Raw genomic sequence first — 24,397 nt, 5'->3', positions numbered from 1 at the left:
GCATCCCCCCACTTCGGGGTCTGACCCCGAAGTGGGGGGGATGCGGCTCAGCTTGCCTTATTTTGTGGCGGCCTCGGGCCGCCGTTTTCCTATGCGCCGCATCCTTTTACCGCAGCAGATTTCCGAGGTGGCGCCACCCAGGGGCAGTGCCGTCCACCGGCTTGGCGGCCTGAGCATGGGCACCAGCTGGACCGTTCTGGTTGCGGGCGCGGCAGTGCCGCAGCAACTCCAGGCATCGCTGCAGCAACAGCTCGACAGCGTGGTGGCCGAAATGAGCCACTGGGAGGCCGAGTCGGACCTGGGGCGCTACAACCGCGCCCCGCCCGGCAGCTGGCTGCCACTGCCGCCGGCATGCTTCGATGTGCTGTCGTTTGCCATGCAGGTGGCGCACCTGTCCGGCGGGGCTTACGATCCGTGCGCCGGCGCCATCGTTAACGCCTGGGGCTTCGGCCCCAGCGGCCGGCACGACCAGCCCGGCTTTGTTGCGCCGAGCGCGGCGCGCATCGCAGAACTGCGCGCCGCGCGCGCGGCGCAGCGGCTGCTGCTGGCGCCCCCGCCCGAGGTGCCGGGTACTGCGCGGGCGGGCGGCGGGCGGGCCTATCAGCCCGGCGGCGTCCAGCTCGACTTGTCGGCCGTGGCCAAGGGCTACAGCGTGGACCGCCTGGCGCATTGCCTGACTGCGCATGGCTTGCAGCACTTCCTGGTGGAGGTAGGCGGCGAACTGCGCGGCGCAGGCCTGAAGCCGGACGGCCAGCCGTGGTGGGTGGCGCTGGAGCAGCCGCCCGCCGCGCCGGGCGGCGCGATGGCGGGTGCGAGGATGGACGAAATCGCGCTGGCGCTGCACGGTTTGTCGGTGGCCACCTCGGGCGACTACCGGCGCTATTTCCTGCAAGGCGGCGAGCGCTTCGCCCACACCATCGACCCGCGCAGCGCGGCGCCGATCACTAACCGGCTGGCCTCCGTCACCGTGGTGCACCCACACTGCATGGCGGCCGACGCCTGGTCCACCGCGCTGACGGTGCTGGGGCCGGAGCAGGGCCTGGCGCTGGCCGAACGGCAGGGCCTGGCGGCCCGGTTCGTGCTGCGGTCCGGGCCGCACGGCCATGATGGCGGCGCCGAAACCGAAGGCTATACCGAATACCTGAGCAGCCAGATGCGCGGCATGCTGGATGATGAATAGAACCACGCAATGATACTGACCAACGATCCCCTGCGCCTGGCCCTGACCGCGGCCTGTTTCATCAGCTACGGCCTGGTGTGCCTGGCGCCCTGGCTGCGCCAGCGCCGCAAGCGCCGGGCGCACGCGGCCGGCGACGCCGCGGCCGCGCGGGCGCCGGGCTGGATCGTGGCCTATGCCAGCCAGACCGGCAGCGCGGAGGAACTGGCCGGCCAGACGCTGGAAACCCTGCGCCTGGCGGGCATTCCAGCGCGCCTGTGCGAGCTGTCGGCGCTGAAGGAAAAGGACCTGGCGGGCGCCGAGCGCATCCTGTTCCTGGTCAGCACCTACGGCGAGGGTGACGCGCCCGACGCGGCGGCCGCCTTCGCGGCCCGCATCATGACGCGCAGCCTGCCGCTGGCGCAATTGCACTACGCGGTGCTGGCGCTGGGAGACATGTCTTATGTTAATTATTGCGGCTTTGGCCGCGCGCTGGACCGGTGGCTGCAGGAGCAGGGCGCCAGCAGCCTGTTCGAACGGGTGGAGGTCAATTGCAACGCCGCGCCGGCCATCGCCGCGTGGCGCCAGCAATTGAGCCACCTGGCCGGCACCAGCGATGCGCCGGACTGGAGCGCGCCGGCCTTCGATGGCTGGCGCCTGGCCGCGCGCCGCCAGCTCAACCACGGCAGTGCCGGGGCGCCGATTTTCCACATCGAGCTGGAGCCGCTGCAGGGGGGCTTGCCCGACTGGCAGTCGGGCGACCTGGTGCAGGTGGCGGCGCCGTCCGATCCATCCCGCGCGCGCGAATATTCGATTGCGTCAGTGCCGTCCGACGGCCGGGTGCATCTGCTGGTGCGCTTGCACCTGCACGCGGACGGCAGCCACGGCCATGCCTCGGGCTGGCTGTGCATGCAGGCCCGGCCGGGCGACACGGTGCAGCTGCGGCTGCGCCAGCACCGCCGCTTCCGCCTGGAGGCCAACGCCGGCCGCCCGCTGATCCTGATCGGCAACGGCAGCGGCATTGCCGGCTTGCGCGGCCATTTGCGCACGCGCGCCCTGTCCGGCCAGGGGCGCAACTGGCTGCTGTTCGGCGAACGCCAGCTTGCCCATGATTTCCACTACCGCGAGGAAATCGCCGCCTGGCAGGCGGCAGGGCAGCTGCCCGCACTGGATTTGGCCTGGTCGCGCGACGGCGGGCCGCAGCGCTACGTGCAGGACCTGCTGCCGGCCCGCGCCCAGCAGCTGCGCACCTGGCTGGCGGACGGCGCGGCGATCTACGTGTGCGGCAGCCTGGAAGGCATGGCGGCCGGTGTCGATCAGGCGCTGGAGGCGTTGCTGGGCCGCCGCGCGCTCGATCAGCTGGCCGAGCAGGGCCGTTACCGGCGCGACGTCTATTGAGCGCTGTTCGGTGCTGATGGCGATTTTTCCCTTGGAATGGCGCGTCGCTGAACCGACTGGCTGTTGTTTTTTTGTAGAAATGTAACTAAGACTACGTTGTATTATGACATCGTTGCGTTCGGCATAAATATCATATGTATCTGCATATTCCGCCATCTTGTTGAGAATATGCGAATTTTGGCCGATTTTGCTGAATAAGATTCTTGAATTTTGGCAATATTCGACTTTTATGCTGAAAACGGCTCGCAAAGCATCTTTTTGTAAATCCGAGCTGTATCTCAGTTTTGTTTCCCCTTCATTGACATTCATCAACTCAGATGTTCAGATCGTTCCTTCGAAAAAACATTGCATCTTTCGAATAAGCCCTCGGTACAGATGGCACCGGTCAAAAAAGACCGGCATAGTTTTTGCACAACTCTACAGCGGAGAAACTTTTGAACAATAAATTAGTCCTGAAGCAAGGCGTACTCGCCATTGCCCTGGCGCTGGGCACGACCCAGTTCGCCATCGCTCAACAAGCTGCGGAAGCCCCGGTCACCAAGGTGTTCGTGACGGGTTCGAACATCAAGCGTTCCGACAAGGAAGGCTCGTCGCCGGTACAGACCGTGTCGGCCAAGCAGATCGCCGCCACCGGCGCCAACACCGTGGCCGAGCTGCTGCACTCGATTCCGGCCTTCGGCTCGGGCTCCTCGGTTGACGTGACCGACGGTGGTTTCTCCCGCGGCGCCGCTACCGCCTCGCTGCGCGGCCTGGGTTCGTCCTCGACCCTGGTGCTGCTGAACGGCCGCCGTATCGCCTCGTCCGCCTACGCCGACCCGAACCAGGGCAAATCGGCAGTGTACGACTTGAATTCGATCCCGCTGTCGGCCATCGAACGCGTTGAGATCTTCAAGGACGGCGCATCGGCCGTGTACGGTTCCGACGCGATCGCCGGCGTTATCAACTTCATCACCAAGACCGACTTCACCGGCGCCGAACTGTCGGCCAGCGTGTTCGCCAATGGCGACGGCGAGTTCGGCCGCAAGACCATCAACGGCCTGATCGGTTTCGGCGACCTGGACAAGGACCGCTTCAACGGCTTCGTCTCGTTCGACCTGTCCAAGCGCGACGCGACCAAGATCGCCGACGCCACCGGCGGCATCGACCAGGCAGCCTACAGCTACATCCAGGCCCGCCTGAACCCGTATTCGAGCAGCCTGACCGACCAGCCGTTCTACTACCGCGAGCGCACCCCGGGCGGCAAGAACTTCGCCACCACTTACGCGCTGCGCAATGACGTGATCAACCGCACCAACTGCGATCCGTCGCAGAAGCTGGTGGGCAGCATCGCCGACCACAACCTGACCGCGACCAGCGTGCTGGTGGGCCGCACCTTCTGCGGCTTCAACCTGAACGACTTCAATGAAGTGCAGAGTGCGGGCAAGGATGCGAACATCCTGTCGCGCGGCACCTTCAAGGTCAACGAATCGATGACCGCGTTCGCCGAAGCGTCCTACGCACGCTCCGAGCGCACCTACGCCGGTCCGCCGCGTACCGTGTCGACCACCGCGTCGGTCACCGTGTTCTCGGCCGACGGCAAAGCCGCTCAGCAGTTCCAGCCTATCCTGCCGATTGGCCATCCGGACAATCCGTTCACCGCAGCCAACGGCTTCACGCCGTCGCGCGCAGCGGTCGGCTTCCGCATGATGGGTCATCCAGGCGGCACCGATAACATCAACGAAACCTTCCGCGTGCTGGCCGGCCTGAAGGGCACCACCGGCATCTTCGACTGGGAAACCGGCGCCCTGTGGAACCGCACCGAGCGTACCGAGCACTACTTCAACATGATCTACCGCCCAGTGGTGGAGCGCCTGGTGACGGAAAACCGCACCATCGCCCAGACCATCGCGGATCCGAACTCGACCCGCAACCTGGAGAACAACGGTTTCTCGCAAGTGATGCAGATCGATGCCAAGGCGTCGACCACCATCGGCAAGCTGCCGGGCGGTGACATCGGCGTGGCATTCGGCGGCGAAGTGCGCCAGGAGAAAATCGGCCTGTCGCCGGACAAGGAAACCCAAGCCGGCAACATCGTTGGCCTGGCCAACTCGCTGGCGGACGGCCAGCGCAACGTGAAGTCCGCCTTCATCGAACTGCGCACCCCGTTCTTCAAGAACTTCGAGATGGACTTCGCCGGCCGTTACGACAAGTACCCGGCAGTGTCGAGCTTCGTGCCTAAAGTCGGCAGCAAGTGGACCGTGAGCGAGCAGCTTGCCGTGCGCGGTACCTATGCCCGTGGTTTCCGCGCCCCGGCGCTGACCCAGGTCTCGCCAGGCGGCGTGCAGTCGTTCCAGACCGTGACCGACACCGTGCGCTGCCCTGACGGCCAGCACCCGATCGGCAACGCCACCACGGCAGACTGCTCGAAGAGCATCTCCAGCCTGTCGGCTGCCAACCCGCTGCTGAAGCCTGAGAAATCGAAGTCCGCGTCGCTGGGCCTGATCCTGCAGCCGACCAAGAACCTGGACGTGCTGATCGACTTCTACAACATCAAGCTGCGCGACGAAACCGTTCTGCTGAGCGCGCAAGGCGTGGTGGACCACCCGAGCCAGTACCCAGGCGCGACCGTGGTGCGCGATACCAGCGCCGCCAACCAGCTGACGCTGGAAAACGGCACCGTGGTGCCGAACTCCGGTCCGATCCTGCAGGTGAACCGTTCCTACATCAACCAGGGCAGCACCGAAGTCGGTGGCGTGGACCTGGAAGTTACCCTGCGTCAATCGCTGGGCGACTGGGGCCGCCTGAGCAGCACGCTGAACTGGAGCTACCTGGCGACCTACAAGCGCGCCATGTTGCCTGGCGACACCGCGCACAACACCGCCGGTTCGAATGGCGGCCTGTCCGACTGGGCCATCTCGGCCGGCGACAATCCGCGCAACCGTGCTTCGTTCTCGACCAACTGGAGCTACGGCGTGCATAGCGTGACCGGCATCGTCGATTTCGTCGATCACGTGTCGCTGCTGCGCCGCTACGACAACGCCGACGTGTACCCAGTGGCGTACTGCCACTACGGCACCGGCCAGCCATCGTCCGCTTACCAGCTGGGCGGCCTGCCGAAGTACACCAGCTCGAACTGCGAAGTGGCAAGCTGGACCACCTTCGGCCTGAACTACTCGTACACCGGCGTGAAGAACCTGACCCTGTCCCTGAACATCAAGAACGTTCTGGACCGCAAAGCTCCTTACGACCCGCGCTACGGCACCGCCTCGCAGTTTGAAGGCTACAACACCCAGCTGCACAACGGCATGGGCCGCAACTTCCGCGTCACCGCGAAATACGCCTTCAAGTAATCCTTGACGGTGTAGCCAAGAGCCCCGCCGGCGCGAGCCGGCGGGGTTTTTTCATGGCTGCGGCACCGGCGTGCGTTGTGGAAATAAGACAAGTTGGTCCGGTTTCGGCGGAATTAGCGGAACTTAATTTGGTTTGGCTGAGGCCGCTCTGAATTATCTCCAATTCTCACTCTTTCTGTAACTTTTTGGCAATCTTGCTGTCGATTTTGCCATGACGTTGATGACCGTTGCATTACATAATCAGGTCTTCCGAGGGCAGGGCGGTTAACTTTTTGTAAAAATTACGTGCGTTTCGCACGTATCCCTTGCGTTGATCCACGATGACAGGAGTTGTGCATGGTTTTGAAAGAAAAAATTGGCGTGCGTTCGGTGCGTCTGGCATTTGCCGTGATGGCTGGTGCGGCCACCTTGGGCGGCAATGCTGTTGCTCAAGAGCAAATTCAGAAGGTTGAAATCACCGGTTCGGCCATCAAGCGCATCGCCGTGGAAGGCGCACTGCCGGTGCAGCGCCTGTCGTCCGAGCAGATCGCCAAGTCCGGCGCCACCACCGTGGCCGACCTGATCCAGGCGCTGCCTTCGATGCAAGGTTTCACCATCGACGCGATTGCCGCCGGCTCCAACTCCGGTGGCCGCGTGTCCGCCTCCATCCACGACCTGGGCGAGGACTACACGCTGGTGCTGCTGAATGGCCGCCGCGTCGCGCCGCAAGGCTCGGGCAGCACCATCAACCTGAACGCCATCCCGATGAGCGCGGTTGAGCGCGTGGAGATCCTGACCGACGGCGCTTCGGCCCTGTACGGCTCGGACGCCATCGCCGGCGTGATCAACTTCATCCTGAAGAAAAACCTGCAGGGCGGTTCGATCGAAGCCACCTACAGCCAGCCCGGCGAGAGCAGCGCCGGCACGCAGTCGAACATCAACGCCACCTACGGCTTCGGCGACCTGGAGAAGGACCGTTTCAACGTGATGGCCTCGTTCCGCCATGACGAGCGCAAGCAGGTCAAGGCGCTGGACCGCGATTTCGCCGACACCGCGTACATTCCATTTAGCAACAACGGCAACAACTACATCTACGACCGCACCAGCCCGGCAGCCATCCCGGCCAACGTGTCGGCCACCTTCAACTCCGGCGCCTCGCCGATCGGCTTCAATCCCTACCAGAAGAAGAACGGCAGCTGCGCGCCGATGAACCAGCTGGCGCTGAGCAACACCGCGCTGGTGCAGAACTGCGGCTTCGACTTCGTGCAGACCATTGAAATCGTGCCGGAGAACAAGCGCGACAGTTTCTTCGGCAAAGCCACCTTCAAGGCCACCGACAACCTGACCCTGTTCGCCGAAGCGGCGTACTCGCGCCTGGACCTGACCGCCCGCATCGCCCCGAACACCGCGTCGGTGTCGATCGCCAAGAACTCGGCGATGTACAACACCTACGTCAAGCCCTACATGACGGCCGCGCAGCACGCCGACGTCAAGGCCGTGACCGCCAGCTACCGCACCTACGACTGGGGTACCCGCGACAGCCAGACCATCACCGATTCGAAGAACCTGGTGCTGGGCGCGGAAGGCGAATTCGGCGACTGGAACTTCGGCACCGGCCTGACCTGGTCGCAAAACGCGATCGATGAGCGCTATGTCGGCGGCTACGTGAAAAACGCGGAATTCCGCGACATGCTGGCCAAGAACCTGTTCGACCCCTTCCTGGGCATCGGCGCGCAGTCCGACGCGACCAAGCAGCTGATCGCCAACTCGGTCTACAAGGGTTCGATCCGCGATGCGTCGACCACGCTGAAAGGCATCGACGCCCGCGCGTCGCGCGAGCTGTTCGCCCTGCCGGGCGGTCCGGCCCAGATCGCACTGGGCGGCGACTACCGCAATTACCATTACGTGCAGACGCCGAACGCCACCAGCTCGGACATCTTCGGCTTTAGCGCGTCGCCGGCCTACGACCTGGAGCGCGCCAACTACGGCGTGTTCGCCGAGCTGGCCGCGCCGGTGCACAAGACCGTCGAGCTGACCGCCGCCGCCCGCTACGACACCTTCAACGCCGTCAAGAACGCGCTCGCCAAGCGCGACATGGGCTCGAAGGAATCGTCCAGCACCTACAAGGTGTCGGCACGCTGGCAGCCGACCCAGACCTTCCTGGCGCGCGGCTCCTACGGCACCGGCTTCAAGGCGCCTAGCATGCTCGATATCGGCCAGCCGCTGGTGGCGGCCGGCTTCACCGCCTCGTCGTGGGACTGCCCGGCCAACCTGAAGGCGGAAAACGCCGACTACTGCCAGGTGGGCAAGCGCCAGTACAACGTCATCTCGGGCGGCAATGAGAATCTGAAACCGGAGAAATCCAAGCAGTTCACCGTGGGCTTCCGCTACGAGCCGACCACGTCGTTCTCGGTGCAGGCCGACCTGTGGGACGTGAAAATGCGCGACGCGGTGTCCAGCGTGAGCGAGAATCAGATCTTCACCGATCCGGTCAAGTTCCGTGACCTGTTCACCACCTTCGTCGATCCGGGCAACAATCAGACCTACTGGGCCAAGAAGACCCTGTCGGTCAACATCGGCCAGACCCACAACCAGGGCGTGGACTGGGAAACCACTTACCGCCACCGCTTCGCGTTCGGCAACCTGACCAGCGTGCTGAACGGCACCTACCTGATCAAGTCCGACTACACCAAGGCGGGTACCTCGAACGAGTGGACCTCGAGCATGAACTACTTCGGCTCCAACGATAAAGTGGCGTTCCGCCACATTATCCGCCTGGCCACCACGCTGGACACCGGCAAGTTCTCGAACACGCTGACGGCCAACTACCGCAACGGCTACACCGATGCGGAAGCGGAAAGCCGCAACGTGGCGACCAACAAGCTGGAGAAATTCCGTCTGGAAGTGCCATCGCACCTGACGTTCGACTGGCAGGGCAAATGGCAGGTGAGCAAGCAGGTAGGCCTGCGCGCCGGCGTGAAGAACATCGCCGACCGCAACCCGCCGTTCTCGCTGCGCGCCTCGTCGGGCCACCAGGTTGGTTTCGATCCGCGCTATGCCGATCCGATGGGCCGCACCTTCTACATGACCGGTAACTACACCTTCTAATGTGGCGCCCGGCCGCGCTGCGGCCGGCGCGGTGAGCCATTCCGACAGAACACCCCGCCAGCGCAAGCCGGCGGGGTTTTTTTATGCCAGGTCGGCTTCTTCCAGGCCGCGCGCCAGGCTGGAGATGCTGGGGTTGTCGATGAACACGCAGCGCTTGCCGGTGCGCTTGCAGAAGTCCTTCACGCGCCAGTAGGCGCTATGGCTGATGCAGCCGGTCTGGCAGATCACCAGGTCGGCCGCAGCCAGGCTGGCTTCGAGCTTGTTGGCGTTGTCCTCCAGGCCGCCGTCGTGGTGGGCGAACTGCGCGCCCACGCGTTCGATCAGCGCGCGGTAGGTCGCCACGTTGCCGGTGCGCCCGCCCACGCACAGGATGCTGCGGTCGGCCAGCCGTTCCGGCATGCGCACCACGTGCTCGGTGAGGCCCGGTGCGCGCTGGGCCGGCGCGCCGGCTGAGGCGGCGTCGGCCGGGTGCGGCATGGGGTGCTGCGCCGGGTGGCCGTGCTGCCCCGCCGGGACCGGCGGCGCGGCATGGCTTGCCGCCGTGGCTTGCGCCGCCAGCGCGGCCTGCGCGCGCGTCAGTTCCTGTTTCAGTTCCGCCACCTGGTTGCGCAGGGCGCGCTCGCGTTCGTCGACCTGGCTCAGGCGCTGCGCCAGGCGGTCGCGCGTGTCCAGGCCGGGAATCGAGGCGCGCAGCTGCTCCAGTTCATGGCGCAGCGAGTCGGCCAGGCTGTCGCGCCCCACCAACTGGGCGCGCAGCTGCATCAGCTGGCTGGCGTGCTGGTCCAGCTCGGCATTGCGCTCCAGTTGCATGGCGGCGTTGCGCTGTTGCAGCCGCGCCAGTTCGCGCGTCATGCGCGAGTTTTCCTCCAGCACGGCGTGGAAGCGCGTGATGTCGGCCCGCGCGCAGGCGCCGGCCTGGTGCTGCACCATGTGCAGGTCGCGGCACATCTGTTCTTCCAGCTCGGGCGTGCAGCGCGCGTGCGTCAGGCCGGCCCAGAAGGCGCCGGCCACGTCGCCGTTGGCCACGGCGAGGCGCCACAGCGCGGCCACCGCTTCGGTGTCCTTGGCGTTCTTGAAACGCAGCAGCACGCCGGCGTAGCGCCGTTCCAGTTCCTTCTGCAGCGCCTCGGACAGGCGGTTGCGGGCGCCGCATTCGGTGACCACGCCCACGTGCACCTCGTAGTCGTCGGCCACCACGGTGCCGCCGGTGATCTTGCCCACCAGCTTGCGCAGCGCGGCCAGCGGCATGCCCACGCCCACCAGCGGGCAGTGGCAGGCATGGCCCAGCTCCCACAGGCGGCGCCGGCGCGAGGTGTGCGCGGCCGGGGCCGCTTTTACTTGGTGTTTATCGCACATGCCGCCGCCTCACGCCGCCGGTTCGCCGGAGCGCGAGCGGGCCATCAGCCGCTCCAGGAAGTTGTGCTTTTCGCGCGCCGGCATGGACCGCTCGACCACCCCGGCCCATTGCTCGGACAACTGCTGGCAGGTGGCGCTCAGCACCGGCGCCAGTTCCGGCAGGCTGGCCAGCGCCTTCAGGTGGCGCTCGATGACGGACGCCAGTTTCAGGCAGGCGCCGCTTTCCCCGGCGTTGGCCGTGTAGTGCGACATCAGGTGCAGCACCGCAGACAGCATCAGCTCCGGGCGCTGGCCGCTCTGGTTGGTGGTCAGGAAGATAGGGTCGGTACGGTCGATGATGGCCATCAGGCACTCCTCGCAAGGTCAGGGTGGCTGGCTACCGCGGTGCGGATGGCTGGCGGGATGGTAGGGCGGTGTCGGGCCCGGCGCCGGAGCGCTCAGGCAGTCAGGATGAGCTTGCCGAGCTGGGTGATGCGCAGGCGGTAGACTTTGTTGCCGTGTTCGATTTCCACTTCGCGCTGATCCTGCATCAGGCCGGCGCTGGTGAGGCGGCGGACGGCGGGCGCGGGGCTGCGGACTGGAGCGGGGATGGCGGTGCCGGCCGGAGCCAGCGTGGTTTTGTCAGCATGCATATTGGTACACTCCATTAAATGAGAACGATTCGCATTTGCATTATTGTTCAAGGCTGCTTTATTTGCAAGAACAATTTGCGCGGAGTGCGGACAAGAAAAAAGGCCCGCCGGGAGGCGGGCCAAGCTGGGGTATTTCCTGCGAAAAATCGTCAGACTGCGGCGTACAGCGCCTGGCTGGCCGGCGCGGCTTGGACCGGGGCGGCGGGCGCGGTGACAGGCCCGGCGATGGGTGCGACCAGCGCGGCGGCCGGCTTGGCGCGCCCGGCGCCGGGCTGGCGGCCGCGGGCGCGCGATGGCGGCAGGCGGCGCAGGTTTTTCAGCGCGTCCGGATCCTTGATGCCGATGGTGCGCTGGTCGACGCTGATCAGGCCCACTTCATTGAAGGCCGACAGCGTGCGGCTGACCGTTTCCAGGGTCAGCCCCAGGTAGCTGCCGATTTCGTGGCGCGTCATGCGCAGGTTGAACAGTTTGCTGGAGTAGCCCATTTGCGCGAAGCGGTCCGACAGTGCCACCAGGAAGCGCGCCACGCGGGCCTCGGCGCTGAGCGCGCCCAGCATGCCTATCATGGCTTGTTCGCGCACCAGTTCCCGGCTCATCACGCCATACATCATGTTTTCCAGCTCGATGTGGACCCGGCCCAGCGCGGCCAGCTTGCGGAACGGCAGCAGGATCAGGTCGCAGTCCGACAGCGCCACCGCCTCGGACGAATAGTGGCGGGTGTGGATGCCGTCCACGCCCATCATGTCGCCCTTCATCGGGAAGCTCAGCACCTGCTCGTTGCCGAACTCGTCGATCAGCACGGTTTTCAGAAAACCGGAGTTGACGATGTACAGCATGTCGAAGGGTTGGCCGATGGTGTGGATGCGCTGGCCGGTCTTGAATTGCACGTGTTGGAACAGCAGTTCTTCGGAATGGGCGAGGTTGACTGGAGGGATGTGCAGCAGTTCGCAGACTTCCTTCAGATTCGACCACAACCGGCCCTGGCGCTGGCGCCCGGCTTCCAGGCCGGACGGTGGCACCGCCGGCGCACCGGGGCGGAACTCGGTGATTTGCGTAGACTGCATGCTTTTCTCCCTGTAGCAGTTATGATCATCTGGCAACTTCTGATGTGTGATTTCAGTATGCCAACATGGTCTTGCCATAGATATCAGCCGAGGCTGATTGTGGGCGTAGGAGGATGCGCCCAGCCGTAGGAAAACTCCTATGATTTGAAAGGGGAGAGTAGCCGGTGGGCCACCGCGTACTGCACCATCTCCGAGAGGGAGTTCATGCCCATCTTCTGCATGATGCGGGTTTTGTGGGTGCTGACGGTCTTTACACTCAAATGCAAGCCATTGGCGATTTCCGTGATCGACTTGCCTGCCACCAGTAGCGAAAAAACCTCAAACTCGCGGTCCGACAGCTGTTTATGCAACAGGCTCTCGTTCGGCATCATGATGTTCAGGGCCAGCTGCTCGGCCACTTCGGTGCTGATGTAGGGCCGGCCGGCGGCCACGCGCCGGATCGCGCCCACCAGCTGGGTGCCGGCGCTCTCCTTGGTCAGGTAGCCCTGCGCGCCGGCGCGGATGGCGCGCACCGCGTATTGTTCTTCTTCGTGCATGGTCAGAATGAGGACGGCCAGCTTGGGCGCTTCGCTCTTGATCTGGCGGATCAGCTCGACCCCGCTGCGGCCCGGCATCGACAAATCCAGCAGCAGCAGGTCGAAGCCGCCCTGGCGGATATGGTTCAGTACGTCGAAGCCGTCGACGGCTTCGCCTACGATGTCGATGTCGGGAGCTCCGTCGAGGATGCGCTTGAGGCCTTCGCGCATAATGGTATGGTCGTCGGCAATGACAATTCTAATCATGGATTGCAGTGGTGTTGTTGCGGGGGGATGGATAACAGGGGCGGCGGCGCGCGCCGCCCGCTGTCGTTTAGTCTGGCAGCGGCTCTTTGAGCAGGCGGTGCACCAGCACCGGCAGCTTGGAGTGCGACAGGACCTTGTTGGTGACGCTGCCGAGCAGCAGCTGGCCCCAGCCGCTGCGGCCGTGCGAGCCCATGAAGATCAGGTCGCAGCCTTGCTGGGCCGCCACGTCGACGATTTTCAGCGCCGTGCTTTCGGCGAACGCCGTCATGCCCTGGCATTCCAGGCCTTTCTTGCGGCACGCGTCCAGGATGGGCAGCACGTGCTCGGCGCCGGCGCGCTGCATGGCGGCGCGGTATTCCTCTTCGCTGGGGTAGCTGGGCGGAATGATTTCCACGTAAATCGGGTACTGGTACTCCGGCGCCACGAACAGCGCCAGCACTTCGGCTCCCATTTGCTGGGCGAACGACACGCCGGCACAGGCCGTCATTTTGGAAACAGCCGAGCCATCGGTGGTTATCAGGATTTTGCGGTACATATGCAGCTCCTTTTCTGTGAAATCCGCTTCGCTACACGGTGCCCATACTTCATTGTAGCCGCGATTCCGTCCATTGTTAGGAAGGAAAGACTTGATATTTATCAAGGAATATGTGGAGATTCCGCAAAAGCGGCATGCTGTCCTGGACGGCTTTTTTTCATTGCTGGGTGGTTTTTGTTCCTCTGGGGCATATCCGTGCATGGCCTGGCGATGTTAGTATCTCCAAATACAACACTAAACTTCGTTTTCGCCATGCCGCAGGGCAGGGCGCCCGCCTTTGCCTAGCCGGTGATTGAACAACCGGGCGGCGCCCTGCTACACTCGCGTAAGCGGTTTGAATATTGCCGGGCGTCATCACAACGGATGCCGCGGTGCGCAGCAAGCAGCAATTTGACAAATTATGGAGAAGCAGGGATATGACCAACGCCGCTGATGATTTCGACGCACTATTTGATGAAGTGTCCGCGCAACGCGCCACAGAACCGGCACCCGCCCCCGCCCCTTCCGCTGCTCCTGCCGCCTCCGCCGAGGATGACCTGGAGAGCCTGTTCGACGAAGTCTCCGCAGCCCGCCCGGCTCCGGCCGCCGTAGCGGCCGCGCCGGCCGCGCCCGCCGCTGCCGCGCCGGCCGCCGAGCACGCCGCCGTCGACCATGGCGACAACCCGATGTTTGAACGCCTGGGCGGCATTGTGCGCCTGCTGCACGACTCGCTGCGCGAACTGGGCTACGACAAGGCGCTGACCGAGGCGTCGGCCCAGATCGGCGACGCCCAGGACCGCCTGGAGTATGTCGCCACGCTGACTGAACAGGCCGCTAACAAGGTGCTCAACACGCTGGACGACGGCATGCCGGCGCAGGACGTGCTGTCCAAGCAGTCCAAGGAAATGGAAGACCGCTGGGCCGCGCTGTTCGCCGGCAAGCTCAGCCTGGACGAATTCAAGACCCTGGCGGGCGATTCGCGCGCCTTCGCGCAAGCCGTGTCGGCCGCCACCGAGGCGGAAAAAGCCCGCCTGCTGGAAATCATGATGGCGCAGGACTTCCAGGACATCACCGGCCAGCTCATCAAGAAAGTGGTGGGCATCACCAAGACGGTCGAAGCCGAACTGGCGCAGCTGTTGAAAGACAACGCCCCGACCGAAGTGCGCGAGAAGATTGCGCAGAAAGAGGTGTCGCTGATGTCCGGCCCATCCGCACCGGCGGTGGCGCTGAACCAGGACAGTGTCGATGATCTGCTTGCCGATCTGGGATTCTAATGGACGATATGCTCAAGGAGTTCGTCGTCGAGGCGATGGACCTGGCTGTAAATGTTGAAGAGAACCTGCTGCGCCTCGAACGCGATCCGGAAAACAAGGAAACGCTGAACGCGGTGTTCCGTGCCTTCCACACCATCAAGGGCGGGGCCGGCTTCATGAGCCTGGGCGCGCTGGTGTCGGCCTGCCACCTGACGGAAAACCTGTTCGACGCGCTGCGCACCGGCGCCGCGCCGGTGACGCCGATCGCCATCGAGGCGGCGCTGATGGCGTCCGGCTTCGTGGCCGACCAGCTTACCGAACTGAACAACGGCGGCGCGGCGGAAGACCTGCCGGCCATGCCGGCCGAACTGGAAGCGATCCTGAAGGACGCCATCGAAGGCAAGGCCGCTGCACCGGCCAAACCTGCCGCTGCCCCTGCCGCGCCTGCCGCCGCCCCCGCCGCCGTCCCTGCCGCCGCACCGGCCGGCGCCGCCTCGGCCGACGGCCTGGACTGGGAAGGCATGTATATCGCCGTGGTGCCGGAAGGCACGTACGCGCGCAGCGCACCGGCTGCCGCGCCGGCCCCGGCCGTATCCGAAGGCGTGGCCGCGGCCATCGTCGCTGCCGGCGGCACCCCGCCCGCGGCGCTGGCCGAAGTGCATGCCGATGCGCCTGCCGCCGCCCCGCGCGCCCGGCCGGAGCGCGACGACAAGGTGCACGCCGCGCCGGCCAAGGAAGAGAGCATCCGCATCGACGCGGTCAAGCTGGATGCGCTGCTGGAAGTGGCGGGCGAGTCGGTGCAGGCTGCCAACCAGGCCGCCGTGCTGCTGGAGCGCCTGCAGCAATTCAAATTCGAAGGCCAGGCCGCCAGCCTGATGTCGGCGCTGACCGAAACGCTGGAACGCGCCTCGCGCTACTCGAGCGAACTGCAGCGCGCCACGCTGGCTACCCGCATGCAGCCGGTGGGCCGTTTGTTCCAGAAATTCCCGCGCCTGGTGCGCGAGCTGGCGAAAGACCTGGGCAAGGAAGTCGAACTGACCATCGAAGGCGCGGAGACCGAAGTCGACCGCGTGGTGGTCGACAGCCTGTACGATCCGCTGGTGCACATGCTGCGCAACGCGCTCGACCATGGCGTGGAATCGCCCGACGTGCGGGTCGCCGCCGGCAAGCCGGCCAAGGCCTATATCTCGCTGAAAGCATGGCAGGAAGCCAACAGCGTCATGATCGTGCTGCAGGACGACGGCAAGGGCATGGACCCGATCGCGCTGCGCAAAAAAGCGGCGGAAAAGGGCTTGATCTCGCCATCTGCTAACATGACGGACGACGAATCGTATCAGCTGGTGTTCCTGCCAGGCTTTTCGACCAAGGAAGTGGCCTCCAGCGTGTCTGGCCGCGGCGTGGGCATGGACGTGGTGAAAACCGCCGTGGAAAAGAATCGCGGCGCCATCCACATCGACTCGACGCTGGGCAAGGGCACCAAGTTCGCCATCCGCCTGCCGATCGAGCTGTCGATCGTGCCGACCATGCTGGTGTCGACCTCGGGCGCGCTGCTGGCGCTGCCGATGGCCGTGGTGCAGCGCGTGGTCGAACTGCCGGAAGAGTTCATGGAAGTGGGCGGGGCGCCGGTGCTCAAGGACCAGGGCCGTCCGCTGCCGGTGCGCACGCTGGCCGGCGCGCTGGGCTACGCGCCCGCCTCGGAACGGGTGGGCATCGTGGTCAACGCGCCGCAGCCATACATCCTGGCGGTGGAAGCGGTCGACGGCACGGCCGACCTGGTCATTAAACCGATGACGGCGATTTCGGTCGAAGGCATTACCGGCACTGCGCGTTCCGCCGAGGGCGAACTGGTGCTAGTGGTGGGCCTATCGTTCCTGATGGACGGATGCAGGGGTAGTGTACGCATGGCGGCTTAAAACCCGCCGGCAGCAAGAAAACACAAAAGCCTGCGAGATCCGCAGGCTTTTTTTTCAAAGGGCGTCATAAAGGTGGATCGGAACCCTAAGCCGCATCGGCTCACGAGGCGGACAGACGGGCTTGGTTTTGCATTGCACAAATATGGCATAATCAAAGTGAAATTCTCACACGGGCAGTAGCAGCAATCATGAAGACGCTTTACGACAAACTCTGGGAATCCCATGTGGTGCGCACCGAAGACGACGGTACGTCCATTCTTTATATCGACCGCCACCTGGTGCACGAAGTGACCAGCCCGCAGGCCTTCGACGGCCTGCGCGCCGCCGGCCGCCAGCCGTGGCGCATTTCGGCCAACCTTGCCGTGGCCGACCATAACGTGCCGACCACCGACCGTTCGCACGGCATCGAAGATCCGACCTCGCGCCTGCAGGTCGAAACCCTGGACGCCAACACCAAGTCGGTCGGCATGACCTACTTCAACATGAACGACAAGCGCCAGGGCATCGTGCACGTGATCGGGCCGGAGCAGGGCGCCACCCTGCCGGGCATGACGGTGGTCTGCGGCGACTCGCACACCTCCACCCACGGCGCCTTCGGCGCGCTGGCGCACGGCATCGGCACCTCGGAAGTGGAGCACGTGCTGGCCACCCAGACCCTGCTGCAGAAGAAATCGAAAGCCATGCTGGTGCAGGTGGACGGCGCGCTGCCGGCCGGCGTGACCTCCAAGGACATCGTGCTGGCCATTATCGGCAAGATCGGCACCGCCGGCGGCAACGGCTACGCCATCGAGTTCGGCGGCTCGACCATCCGTGCGCTGTCGATGGAAGGGCGCATGACGGTCTGTAATATGGCGATCGAGGCCGGCGCGCGCGCCGGCATGGTCGCCGTCGACGACACCACCATCAACTACGTCAAGGGCCGCCCGTTCTCGCCCGCCGGACCGCACTGGGACCGCGCGGTGGCATACTGGCGCACGCTGCACTCGGACGCCGGCGCGAAATTCGATCTGGTGGTCACGCTCAACGCCGCCGAGATCAAGCCGCAGGTGACCTGGGGCACTTCGCCCGAGCAGGTGGTCTCGATCGACGGCCGTGTGCCGGACCCGGACCTGGAAAAAGACGCCGTCAAGCGCGACGCCATGGAAAAAGCCCTGGTGTACATGAACCTCAAGCCCAACACGGCCATCGAGGACATCCGCATCGACAAGGTCTTCATCGGCTCCTGCACCAATTCCCGCATCGAGGATTTGCGCGCGGCCGCCGCCGTGGTGCGCGGCAAGCAGCGCGCCTCCAACGTCAAGCTGGCGCTGGTGGTGCCGGGCTCCGGCCTGGTCAAGGAGCAGGCCGAGCGCGAAGGGCTGGATGCCATTTTCCGCGACGCCGGCTTTGAATGGCGCGAGCCGGGCTGCTCGATGTGCCTGGCCATGAACGCCGACCGCCTGGAACCGGGCGAGCGCTGCGCTTCGACCTCGAACCGCAACTTCGAAGGCCGCCAGGGCCAGGGCGGACGCACCCACCTGGTGTCGCCGGCCATGGCAGCGGCAGCCGGCATCGCCGGCCACTTCGTCGATGTGCGCAAAGTACACTGATTTGATTAATTTTTAGAATACGAGAGTCCCCCATGAAAACGCTATCCGCCCTGGCCGCTGCAACCATCGTCGCCACCATCGTCCTGACCGGCTGCAACACCATTTCCGGCATCGGCAGGGACGTACAAAAGGTCGGCCAGGTCGTGACCGGCGCCGGCGGGAAATAACAGCAATGCATCCGGCCGCAGCGTCCCATCCTGCGCCGGCCTGCACATCGCAGAAAAACACCATGGAAAAATTTACGATCTACGAAGGACTGGTGGCCCCGCTTGACCGTGCCAACGTCGACACCGACGCCATCATCCCGAAGCAATTCCTGAAGTCCATCCACCGTACCGGCTTCGGCCCCAACCTGTTCGACGAGTGGCGTTACCTGGACCACGGCGAACCCGGCATGGACAACAGCAAGCGCCCGCTGAACCCGGACTTCGTGCTGAACCAGCCGCGCTACCAGGGCGCCTCCATCCTGCTGGCGCGCAAGAACTTCGGCTGCGGCTCCTCGCGCGAACACGCGCCGTGGGCGCTGGACCAGTACGGCTTCCGCGCCATCCTCGCGCCCAGCTTCGCCGACATCTTTTTCAACAATAGCTACAAAAGCGGCTTGCTGCCTATCGTATTGAGCGAGCAACAGATCGATCATCTGTTCAATGAAGTCAAGGCCTTCCCCGGTTACCGTCTGGTGGTGGATCTTGAGCAGCAGCGTATTTCAACGAGTAATGGCAGCGTCTCCTATCCCTTCGAGATCGACGCCTTCCGCAAATACTGCCTGATGAACGGGCTTGACGATATCGGCCTGACGCTGCGCCACGCAGACGACATCCGCGCCTTCGAAGAGCGTCATCTGGCGAACCAGCCCTGGCTGGCCAACGTCATTTAAGAACCCACCATGAAAATTGCAATCCTCCCGGGCGACGGCATCGGCCCGGAAATCGTGGCGCAGGCAGTCAAGGTACTGAATGTGCTGGACGAGAAATTCGAACTGGAAACCGCGCCGGTAGGCGGTGCAGGTTACGCCGCGCACGGCCACCCGCTGCCCGAAGGCACGCTGGCGCTGGCCAAGGCGGCCGACGCGGTGCTGTTCGGTGCCGTCGGCGACTACCAGTACGACGGCCTGGAACGCGCGCTGCGCCCGGAGCAGGCCATCCTCGGCCTGCGCAAGAACCTGGGCCTGTTCGCCAACCTGCGTCCGGCCATCCTCTACCCGGAACTGGCCGGCGCCTCCACGCTCAAGCCTGAAGTGGTGTCCGGCCTGGACATCCTGATCATCCGCGAACTGACCGGGGACATCTACTTCGGCCAGCCGCGCGGCGTGCGCGAGTGCCCGGACGGCCCGTTCAAGGGCCAGCGCGAAGGCTACGACACCATGCGCTACGCCGAAGGCGAAATCCGCCGCATCGCCCACGTGGCCTTCCAGGCCGCGCAAAAGCGCGACAAGCGCCTGACCAGCGTGGACAAGGCCAATGTGCTGGAAACCTTCCAGTTCTGGAAAGACATCGTCATCGACGTCCACAAGGAGTATCCGGACGTGGCGCTGGAGCACATGTACGTCGACAACGCCGCCATGCAGCTGGTGCGCGCGCCGAAGAAATTCGACGTCATCGTCACCGGCAATATGTTCGGCGACATCCTGTCGGACGCGGCGGCCATGCTGACCGGTTCGATCGGCATGCTGCCGTCGGCTTCGCTGGACGCCAACAACAAGGGCCTGTACGAGCCGTCGCATGGTTCCGCGCCGGACATCGCAGGCAAAGGCATCGCCAATCCGCTGGCGACCATCCTGTCCGCAGCCATGATGCTGCGCTTCTCGCTGAACCGCGCCGAGCAGGCCGAGCGCATCGAGAACGCCGTCAAGAAAGTGCTGTCGCAAGGCTTGCGCACCGTGGACATCTATGAAGCTGGCACCACGAAGGTCGGCACGGAACAAATGGGCGATGCCGTCGTGGCAGCGCTGGCAAACTAACAGCCTGGGGGCGGCCCGTCGGGTCTGACCCCCGGTTCAAATATTCAAGGGATAGCAAAATGAAACTCGTAGGTCTGGTAGGTTGGCGCGGCATGGTCGGTTCGGTCCTGATGCAGCGCATGCAGGAAGAGGGCGATTTCTCCCACATCGAGCCGGTGTTTTTCACCACCTCCAACACCGGCGGCAAAGCGCCGGCGATGGCCAAGAATGAAACCGTGCTGAAGGACGCCACCAATATCGACGAACTGAAGCGCTGCGAGATCATCATCTCCTGCCAGGGCGGCGACTACACCTCGGAAGTGTTCCCGATACTGCGCGCGGCCGGCTGGAACGGCTACTGGATCGACGCGGCCTCCACGCTGCGCATGGAAAAGGACGCCGTCATCGTGCTGGACCCGGTCAACCTGAACGTCATCAAGGACGCCATGTCCAAGGGCGTGAAGAACTTCGTCGGCGGCAACTGCACCGTGTCGTGCATGCTGATGGGCCTGGGCGGCCTGTTCAAGCACGACCTGGTGGAGTGGATGACCTCGATGACCTACCAGGCGGCGTCGGGCGGCGGCGCGCAGCACATGCGCGAACTGCTGACCCAGTTCGGCACCATCAACGCCGCCGTGCGTCCGCTGCTGGACAACCCGGCTTCGGCGATCCTGGAAATCGACCGCCAGGTGCTGGCCACCCAGCACGGCTATTCGGCCGACGAGATCAAGCAGTTCGGCGCGCCGCTGGCCGGCAACCTGATCCCGTGGATCGACAAGGACCTGGGCAACGGCCAGTCGAAGGAAGAGTGGAAGGGCGGCGCCGAGACCAACAAGATCCTGGGCCGCGGCCTGGACTTCGGCAGCGCCCCGATCCCGGTCGATGGCCTGTGCGTGCGCATCGGCGCCATGCGCTGCCACTCGCAAGCGCTGACCATCAAGCTGAAGAAGGACGTGCCGCTCGATGAAGTAAACGACATCATCGCCGGCGACAACCAGTGGGTGAAGTTCGTGCCGAACACGCGCGAAGCGTCGGTGCGCGACTTGTCGCCGGCCGCCGTCACCGGCAGCCTGACCATCCCGGTCGGCCGCGTGCGCAAGATGAGCATGGGCGGCGAGTACCTGTCCGCCTTCACCGTGGGCGACCAGCTGCTGTGGGGCGCGGCCGAGCCGCTGCGCCGCATGCTGCGCATCGTGCTGGATAAGTAATCCGCGCTAATCCCCAGTCATCCGCGGTAATTTTCCGCGGGCTGTGCAAAAGGGCGATTTCATAGGGAAATCGCCCTTTTTTCTTGGCATCAAACTATGAATTCAGCACAGAGGTGACAGATGCGGCGGCAAAGCTTGCATGCTATTGCCCATGGTGATATGTTGGTATATCTCGGAAAGCAACTTTTCCGCTCACCACACACGCCCACGACACTATGCATGTACATCGCCGCTCCAAGACCGTTACGTTCGCGTTGAAAACACTCGCCGGCGCTGTCGCCTGTGCGGTGCTGCTGTCCCCGGCAGCCAACGCAGCCGGGCTGGGCAAGCTGACCGTGCTGTCGTCGCTGGGCCAGCCGCTGCGCGCCGAGATCGAGCTGACCGCCGTCACGCCGGAGGAAGCGTCCGGCCTGGCCGCCAAGCTGGCCCCGGTGGATGCCTTCCGCCTTGCCAATATCGAATTCAACCCGGCCCTGCTGTCGCTGCGCTTCGAAGTGGACCAGCGCAATGGCCGCCAGTTCATCCGCGTCAGCTCCACCCAGCCGGTCAACGAGCCTTTCGTCGACATGCTGCTCGAGCTGAGCTGGACCGGCGGACGCCTGGTGCGCGAATACACCTTCCTGCTGGACCCGGCCGAGCTGCGCAGCACCCAGCCGGCGCAGGTCGCCGCCCCGGTCGACGTGCCGGGCCGCGCCGCCGCACCGTCGGCCGCCGCCCTGGCGGCAGTGGCGCGCGCCCAGAACCAGGCCCAGGCAGGCGCCGCGCCGGCGCCCGCGGCCCGCCCCGCGCCAGCGCCGCGCGAGCCGGCCGCCGATGGCGACAAGGCATACCGCGTCAAGCCGGGCGACACGCTGGGCCGCATCGCCTCGCGCCTGAAGCCGGCCGACGTCTCGCTGGACATGATGCTGGTGGCGCTGTACCGCGCCAATCCGGAAGCCTTCGTCGGCAACAATATGAACCGCCTGAAGTCGGGCCAGATCCTGGCGGTGCCGGACTCGGACGCCATCAAGGGCGGCGCCGACCAGGGCGAAGCGCGCGGCGTGGTGGTGGCCCACGCGGCCGATTTCAACGCCTACCGCGCCAAGCTGGCCGGCCAGGTCTCGGCCAGCACGCCAGCCAAGGCCCCGGAAACCAGCCAGAGCGCGGGCGGCAAGATCACCGCCAAGGTGGAAGAACGTCCGACCGCCGTCACCGAATCGAAAGACCAGCTCAAGCTGTCCAAGGCTGCCGGCGCGCCGGCCGAAGGCAGGACCGCGACCGCGGGCGAGGAAGACAAGATCGCCCGCGAAAAGCAGGTGGCCGAGGCCAACGCCCGCGTCAAGGAACTGGAGAAAAACGTCGCCGACCTGGAAAAGCTGATGGCGGTCAAGAGCAAGACCATGGCCGAGAAGCAGCAGACGGCCGCCGCGCCGGCCGCCACGGAGCCTGCGCCTGCCGCGGCTGCCCCGCTCTCCGCCGCGCCCGCTGCGCCGGCGCCCAAGCCGAAAGCGCCGGTGGCGCCGCCGCCGATTGCCGAGCCGGGCGTGATGGATATCCTCATGGAAAATATCCAGGCCATCGGCATTGCGCTGGCTGCCTTGCTGGCTGGCGCCGGCTATATCCTGGCGCGCCGCCGCAAGCAGGAGCAGGCCGCCGCGCCGGGCAGGCCGGAAATCAGCGTGCTGGGCGACCCCGGCGCGCAGGCCCAGCCGTTGATCGCCGAAACCGGCGGCCAGAGCGTGGACACCAACAACAGCGTGTTCAACTCCAATTTCGCGCCGTCGGCCAGCCAGCTCGACACCAATGAAGTCGATCCGGTGGCCGAGGCCGACGTCTACATCGCCTACGGCCGCGACGCGCAGGCCGAGGAGATCCTGAAGGAGGCGCTGCGCACCCACCCCGAGCGCCACCCGGTGCGTCTGAAGCTGATGGAGATCTTTGCCAACCGCAAGGACGCGCGCTCCTTCGAAATGCAGGCCAGCGAGCTGTATGCGATGACCAAGGGCGAGGGCGAGGAATGGGAGCAGGCTGCGGCGCTGGGCCAGAGCATCGATCCGCTCAATCCGCTGTACGCGCATGCGTCCGGCACCGGTGGCGCCGGTGCGGCCGTGGCAGGCGCGGCCACAGGCTTAGCCGCTGCCGGCGCTGCGGCCGCCAGCGCGCCGGACGTGGACGACTTCGCCAGCATGTTCGCCGAGCCGCCAGCGGCCGCACCCGCCACGCAAGCGCCGTCCGCCGCCGATTTCAGCGGCCTGGACCTGGATCTGAGCCTGGACGCGGCCGCCGGCGCGCCGGCTACGGCGGTGCCGGAACCGGTTGCCGAATCGAATCTGATGGACTTCGACTTGGACCGCGACGCCACCGCGCTGCCGTCCTTGGACGCGCCGGCCGCCACCACGGCGCCGACGCCGGCCTCGGTGGCCGCAGCCGCCGACGCCGACCATTTCCTGGACTTCGACCTGGGCGGCCTGAGCTTCGAGCCGGTCCCTGCCGCGGCACCGGCGATCGAAATGCCGGCGCCAGCGGAAGAGCCGGCCATCGTGGCCGAGGCGCTGCAGCCGACAGCCGACAGCGCCGAGCCGTTCGACTTCGCCTTCGACCTGGACCCGCCGGCCAAGGCTGCGGGGCCGGCGCAGGACAGCCCGGCGGCGGCCCCGGGCACACCGCCGGCCGAGGCCAAGGCGGCAGATTTCAGCATGGACTTCGGCCTCGACCTGCCAGCCTCCGCCGGTGCGCCGGTCACGGCTCCTGGCGCGCCGGCCGACCCGCTGGCCGAACTGGACATGATGGACTTCAAGCTGCCGGACGAGCCGGCCCCGGCGCCGACGGCCGCCCCGGCTGCCGGCGGCGCACTGTCCATGGACGACTTCGACATTCCCGGCCTGGCCGACGCCAGCGCCACCCCGGCGCCCGCTGCCGCGCCATCGGCTCCGGCCGCACCGGAGTTCGACCTGTCCGGCATCGACCTGGACCTGCTGGGCAGCGCCGCCACCAAGAGCCCGCTGGCCGGCGACGACGACATGTCGGCCATGCACATGGAAATGGACACCAAGCTGGACCTGGCGATTGCCTACCAGGAGATCGGCGACAAGGAAGGCGCGCGCGAGCTGCTGGACGAAGTGATCCGCGGCGGCAGCGACGACCAGGTGGCACGCGCCAGTTCCATGCGGGCCTTGCTGGGCTAGGCAGCCGGCGGGG

Annotated in this window: 18 protein-coding genes; 12 read left to right on the top strand and 6 right to left on the bottom strand. The window is 65.4% G+C overall.

From position 1 onward, the window contains the following. The 4 genes from AC6H42_RS19505 to AC6H42_RS19490 all read left to right on the top strand — a co-directional run. Positions 1-1,180: FAD:protein FMN transferase (locus AC6H42_RS19505; protein ID WP_497548754.1), on the top strand; the 1,180-nt coding region annotated here is incomplete at its 5' end. A 9-nt stretch (positions 1,181-1,189) separates the two neighbouring features. Beyond that, a complete protein-coding gene (locus tag AC6H42_RS19500; protein ID WP_497548753.1) occupies positions 1,190-2,554 on the top strand; it encodes a sulfite reductase subunit alpha in 1,365 nt (454 codons plus the stop codon). A 434-nt stretch (positions 2,555-2,988) separates the two neighbouring features. Continuing rightward, a complete protein-coding gene (locus tag AC6H42_RS19495; RefSeq protein WP_497548752.1) occupies positions 2,989-5,883 on the top strand; it encodes a TonB-dependent receptor domain-containing protein in 2,895 nt (964 codons plus the stop codon). 336 nt (positions 5,884-6,219) lie between these two features. Further along, positions 6,220-8,970: a TonB-dependent receptor gene (locus tag AC6H42_RS19490; RefSeq protein WP_497548751.1), complete on the top strand. Its 2,751-nt coding sequence runs from the start codon at positions 6,220-6,222 to the stop codon at positions 8,968-8,970. A gap of 81 nt (positions 8,971-9,051) precedes the next feature. On the opposite strand, the gene AC6H42_RS19485 is transcribed toward AC6H42_RS19490, so the two are convergent. From AC6H42_RS19485 to AC6H42_RS19460, 6 genes are all read right to left on the bottom strand, one after another. Then, the gene (locus AC6H42_RS19485; protein WP_057157677.1) at positions 9,052-10,326 is read right to left on the bottom strand and encodes a DUF2325 domain-containing protein; all 1,275 of its coding nucleotides are present in this window, start codon (positions 10,324-10,326) and stop codon (positions 9,052-9,054) included. 9 nt (positions 10,327-10,335) lie between these two features. After that, positions 10,336-10,671 (bottom strand): hypothetical protein, encoded by a 336-nt coding sequence (locus AC6H42_RS19480; RefSeq protein ID WP_057157678.1) that lies wholly within the window; start codon positions 10,669-10,671, stop codon positions 10,336-10,338. A 92-nt stretch (positions 10,672-10,763) separates the two neighbouring features. After that, positions 10,764-10,958 carry a hemin uptake protein HemP gene (gene hemP, locus AC6H42_RS19475; protein WP_057157679.1) on the bottom strand — a complete coding sequence of 65 codons (195 nt, stop codon included), beginning with the start codon at positions 10,956-10,958 and terminating at the stop codon, positions 10,764-10,766. 149 nt (positions 10,959-11,107) lie between these two features. Beyond that, complete coding sequence (locus tag AC6H42_RS19470; RefSeq protein WP_497548750.1) at positions 11,108-12,022, bottom strand: Crp/Fnr family transcriptional regulator; 915 nt, start codon at positions 12,020-12,022, stop codon at positions 11,108-11,110. A gap of 137 nt (positions 12,023-12,159) precedes the next feature. Further along, positions 12,160-12,804: a response regulator gene (locus tag AC6H42_RS19465; protein ID WP_057157680.1), complete on the bottom strand. Its 645-nt coding sequence runs from the start codon at positions 12,802-12,804 to the stop codon at positions 12,160-12,162. Positions 12,805-12,871: 67 nt separating this feature from the next. Next, positions 12,872-13,339, bottom strand: coding sequence for a universal stress protein (locus AC6H42_RS19460; protein ID WP_057157681.1), 468 nt, complete (start codon positions 13,337-13,339; stop codon positions 12,872-12,874). 416 nt (positions 13,340-13,755) lie between these two features. Here AC6H42_RS19460 and AC6H42_RS19455 point away from each other — a divergent pair, with 416 nt between their 5' ends. The 8 genes from AC6H42_RS19455 (at position 13,756) to AC6H42_RS19420 (ending at position 24,384) form a co-directional block, all read left to right on the top strand. Then, positions 13,756-14,592: a protein phosphatase CheZ gene (locus tag AC6H42_RS19455; RefSeq protein WP_057157682.1), complete on the top strand. Its 837-nt coding sequence runs from the start codon at positions 13,756-13,758 to the stop codon at positions 14,590-14,592. Continuing rightward, a complete protein-coding gene (locus tag AC6H42_RS19450) occupies positions 14,592-16,484 on the top strand; it encodes a chemotaxis protein CheA (RefSeq protein ID WP_057157683.1) in 1,893 nt (630 codons plus the stop codon). Before AC6H42_RS19455 ends, AC6H42_RS19450 begins: the two co-directional genes overlap by 1 nt. Positions 16,485-16,669: 185 nt before the next feature. Then, entirely contained in the window at positions 16,670-18,073 is a 1,404-nt protein-coding gene (leuC, locus tag AC6H42_RS19445; protein ID WP_057157684.1) for a 3-isopropylmalate dehydratase large subunit, read from the top strand. A gap of 32 nt (positions 18,074-18,105) precedes the next feature. Further along, positions 18,106-18,240, top strand: coding sequence for a hypothetical protein (locus AC6H42_RS19440; protein WP_497548749.1), 135 nt, complete (start codon positions 18,106-18,108; stop codon positions 18,238-18,240). Between the two features lie 62 nt (positions 18,241-18,302). Further along, positions 18,303-18,950: a 3-isopropylmalate dehydratase small subunit gene (gene leuD, locus AC6H42_RS19435; RefSeq protein WP_057157753.1), complete on the top strand. Its 648-nt coding sequence runs from the start codon at positions 18,303-18,305 to the stop codon at positions 18,948-18,950. Positions 18,951-18,959: 9 nt separating this feature from the next. Beyond that, positions 18,960-20,033, top strand: a complete 1,074-nt coding sequence (gene leuB / locus AC6H42_RS19430; RefSeq protein WP_057157685.1) for a 3-isopropylmalate dehydrogenase — start codon at positions 18,960-18,962, stop codon at positions 20,031-20,033. A 59-nt stretch (positions 20,034-20,092) separates the two neighbouring features. Beyond that, positions 20,093-21,220, top strand: a complete 1,128-nt coding sequence (gene asd, locus AC6H42_RS19425; protein ID WP_497548748.1) for an aspartate-semialdehyde dehydrogenase — start codon at positions 20,093-20,095, stop codon at positions 21,218-21,220. Positions 21,221-21,474: 254 nt separating this feature from the next. Further along, positions 21,475-24,384, top strand: a complete 2,910-nt coding sequence (locus tag AC6H42_RS19420) for a motility hub landmark protein FimV (RefSeq protein ID WP_497548747.1) — start codon at positions 21,475-21,477, stop codon at positions 24,382-24,384. Positions 24,385-24,397: the final 13 nt, after the last annotated feature.

This window comes from Massilia sp. NBRC 108631 (assembly GCF_059704565.1).
The sequence above is the reverse complement of the archived record's forward strand: the minus strand, read 5'-3'. Positions and strand labels throughout refer to the sequence as shown.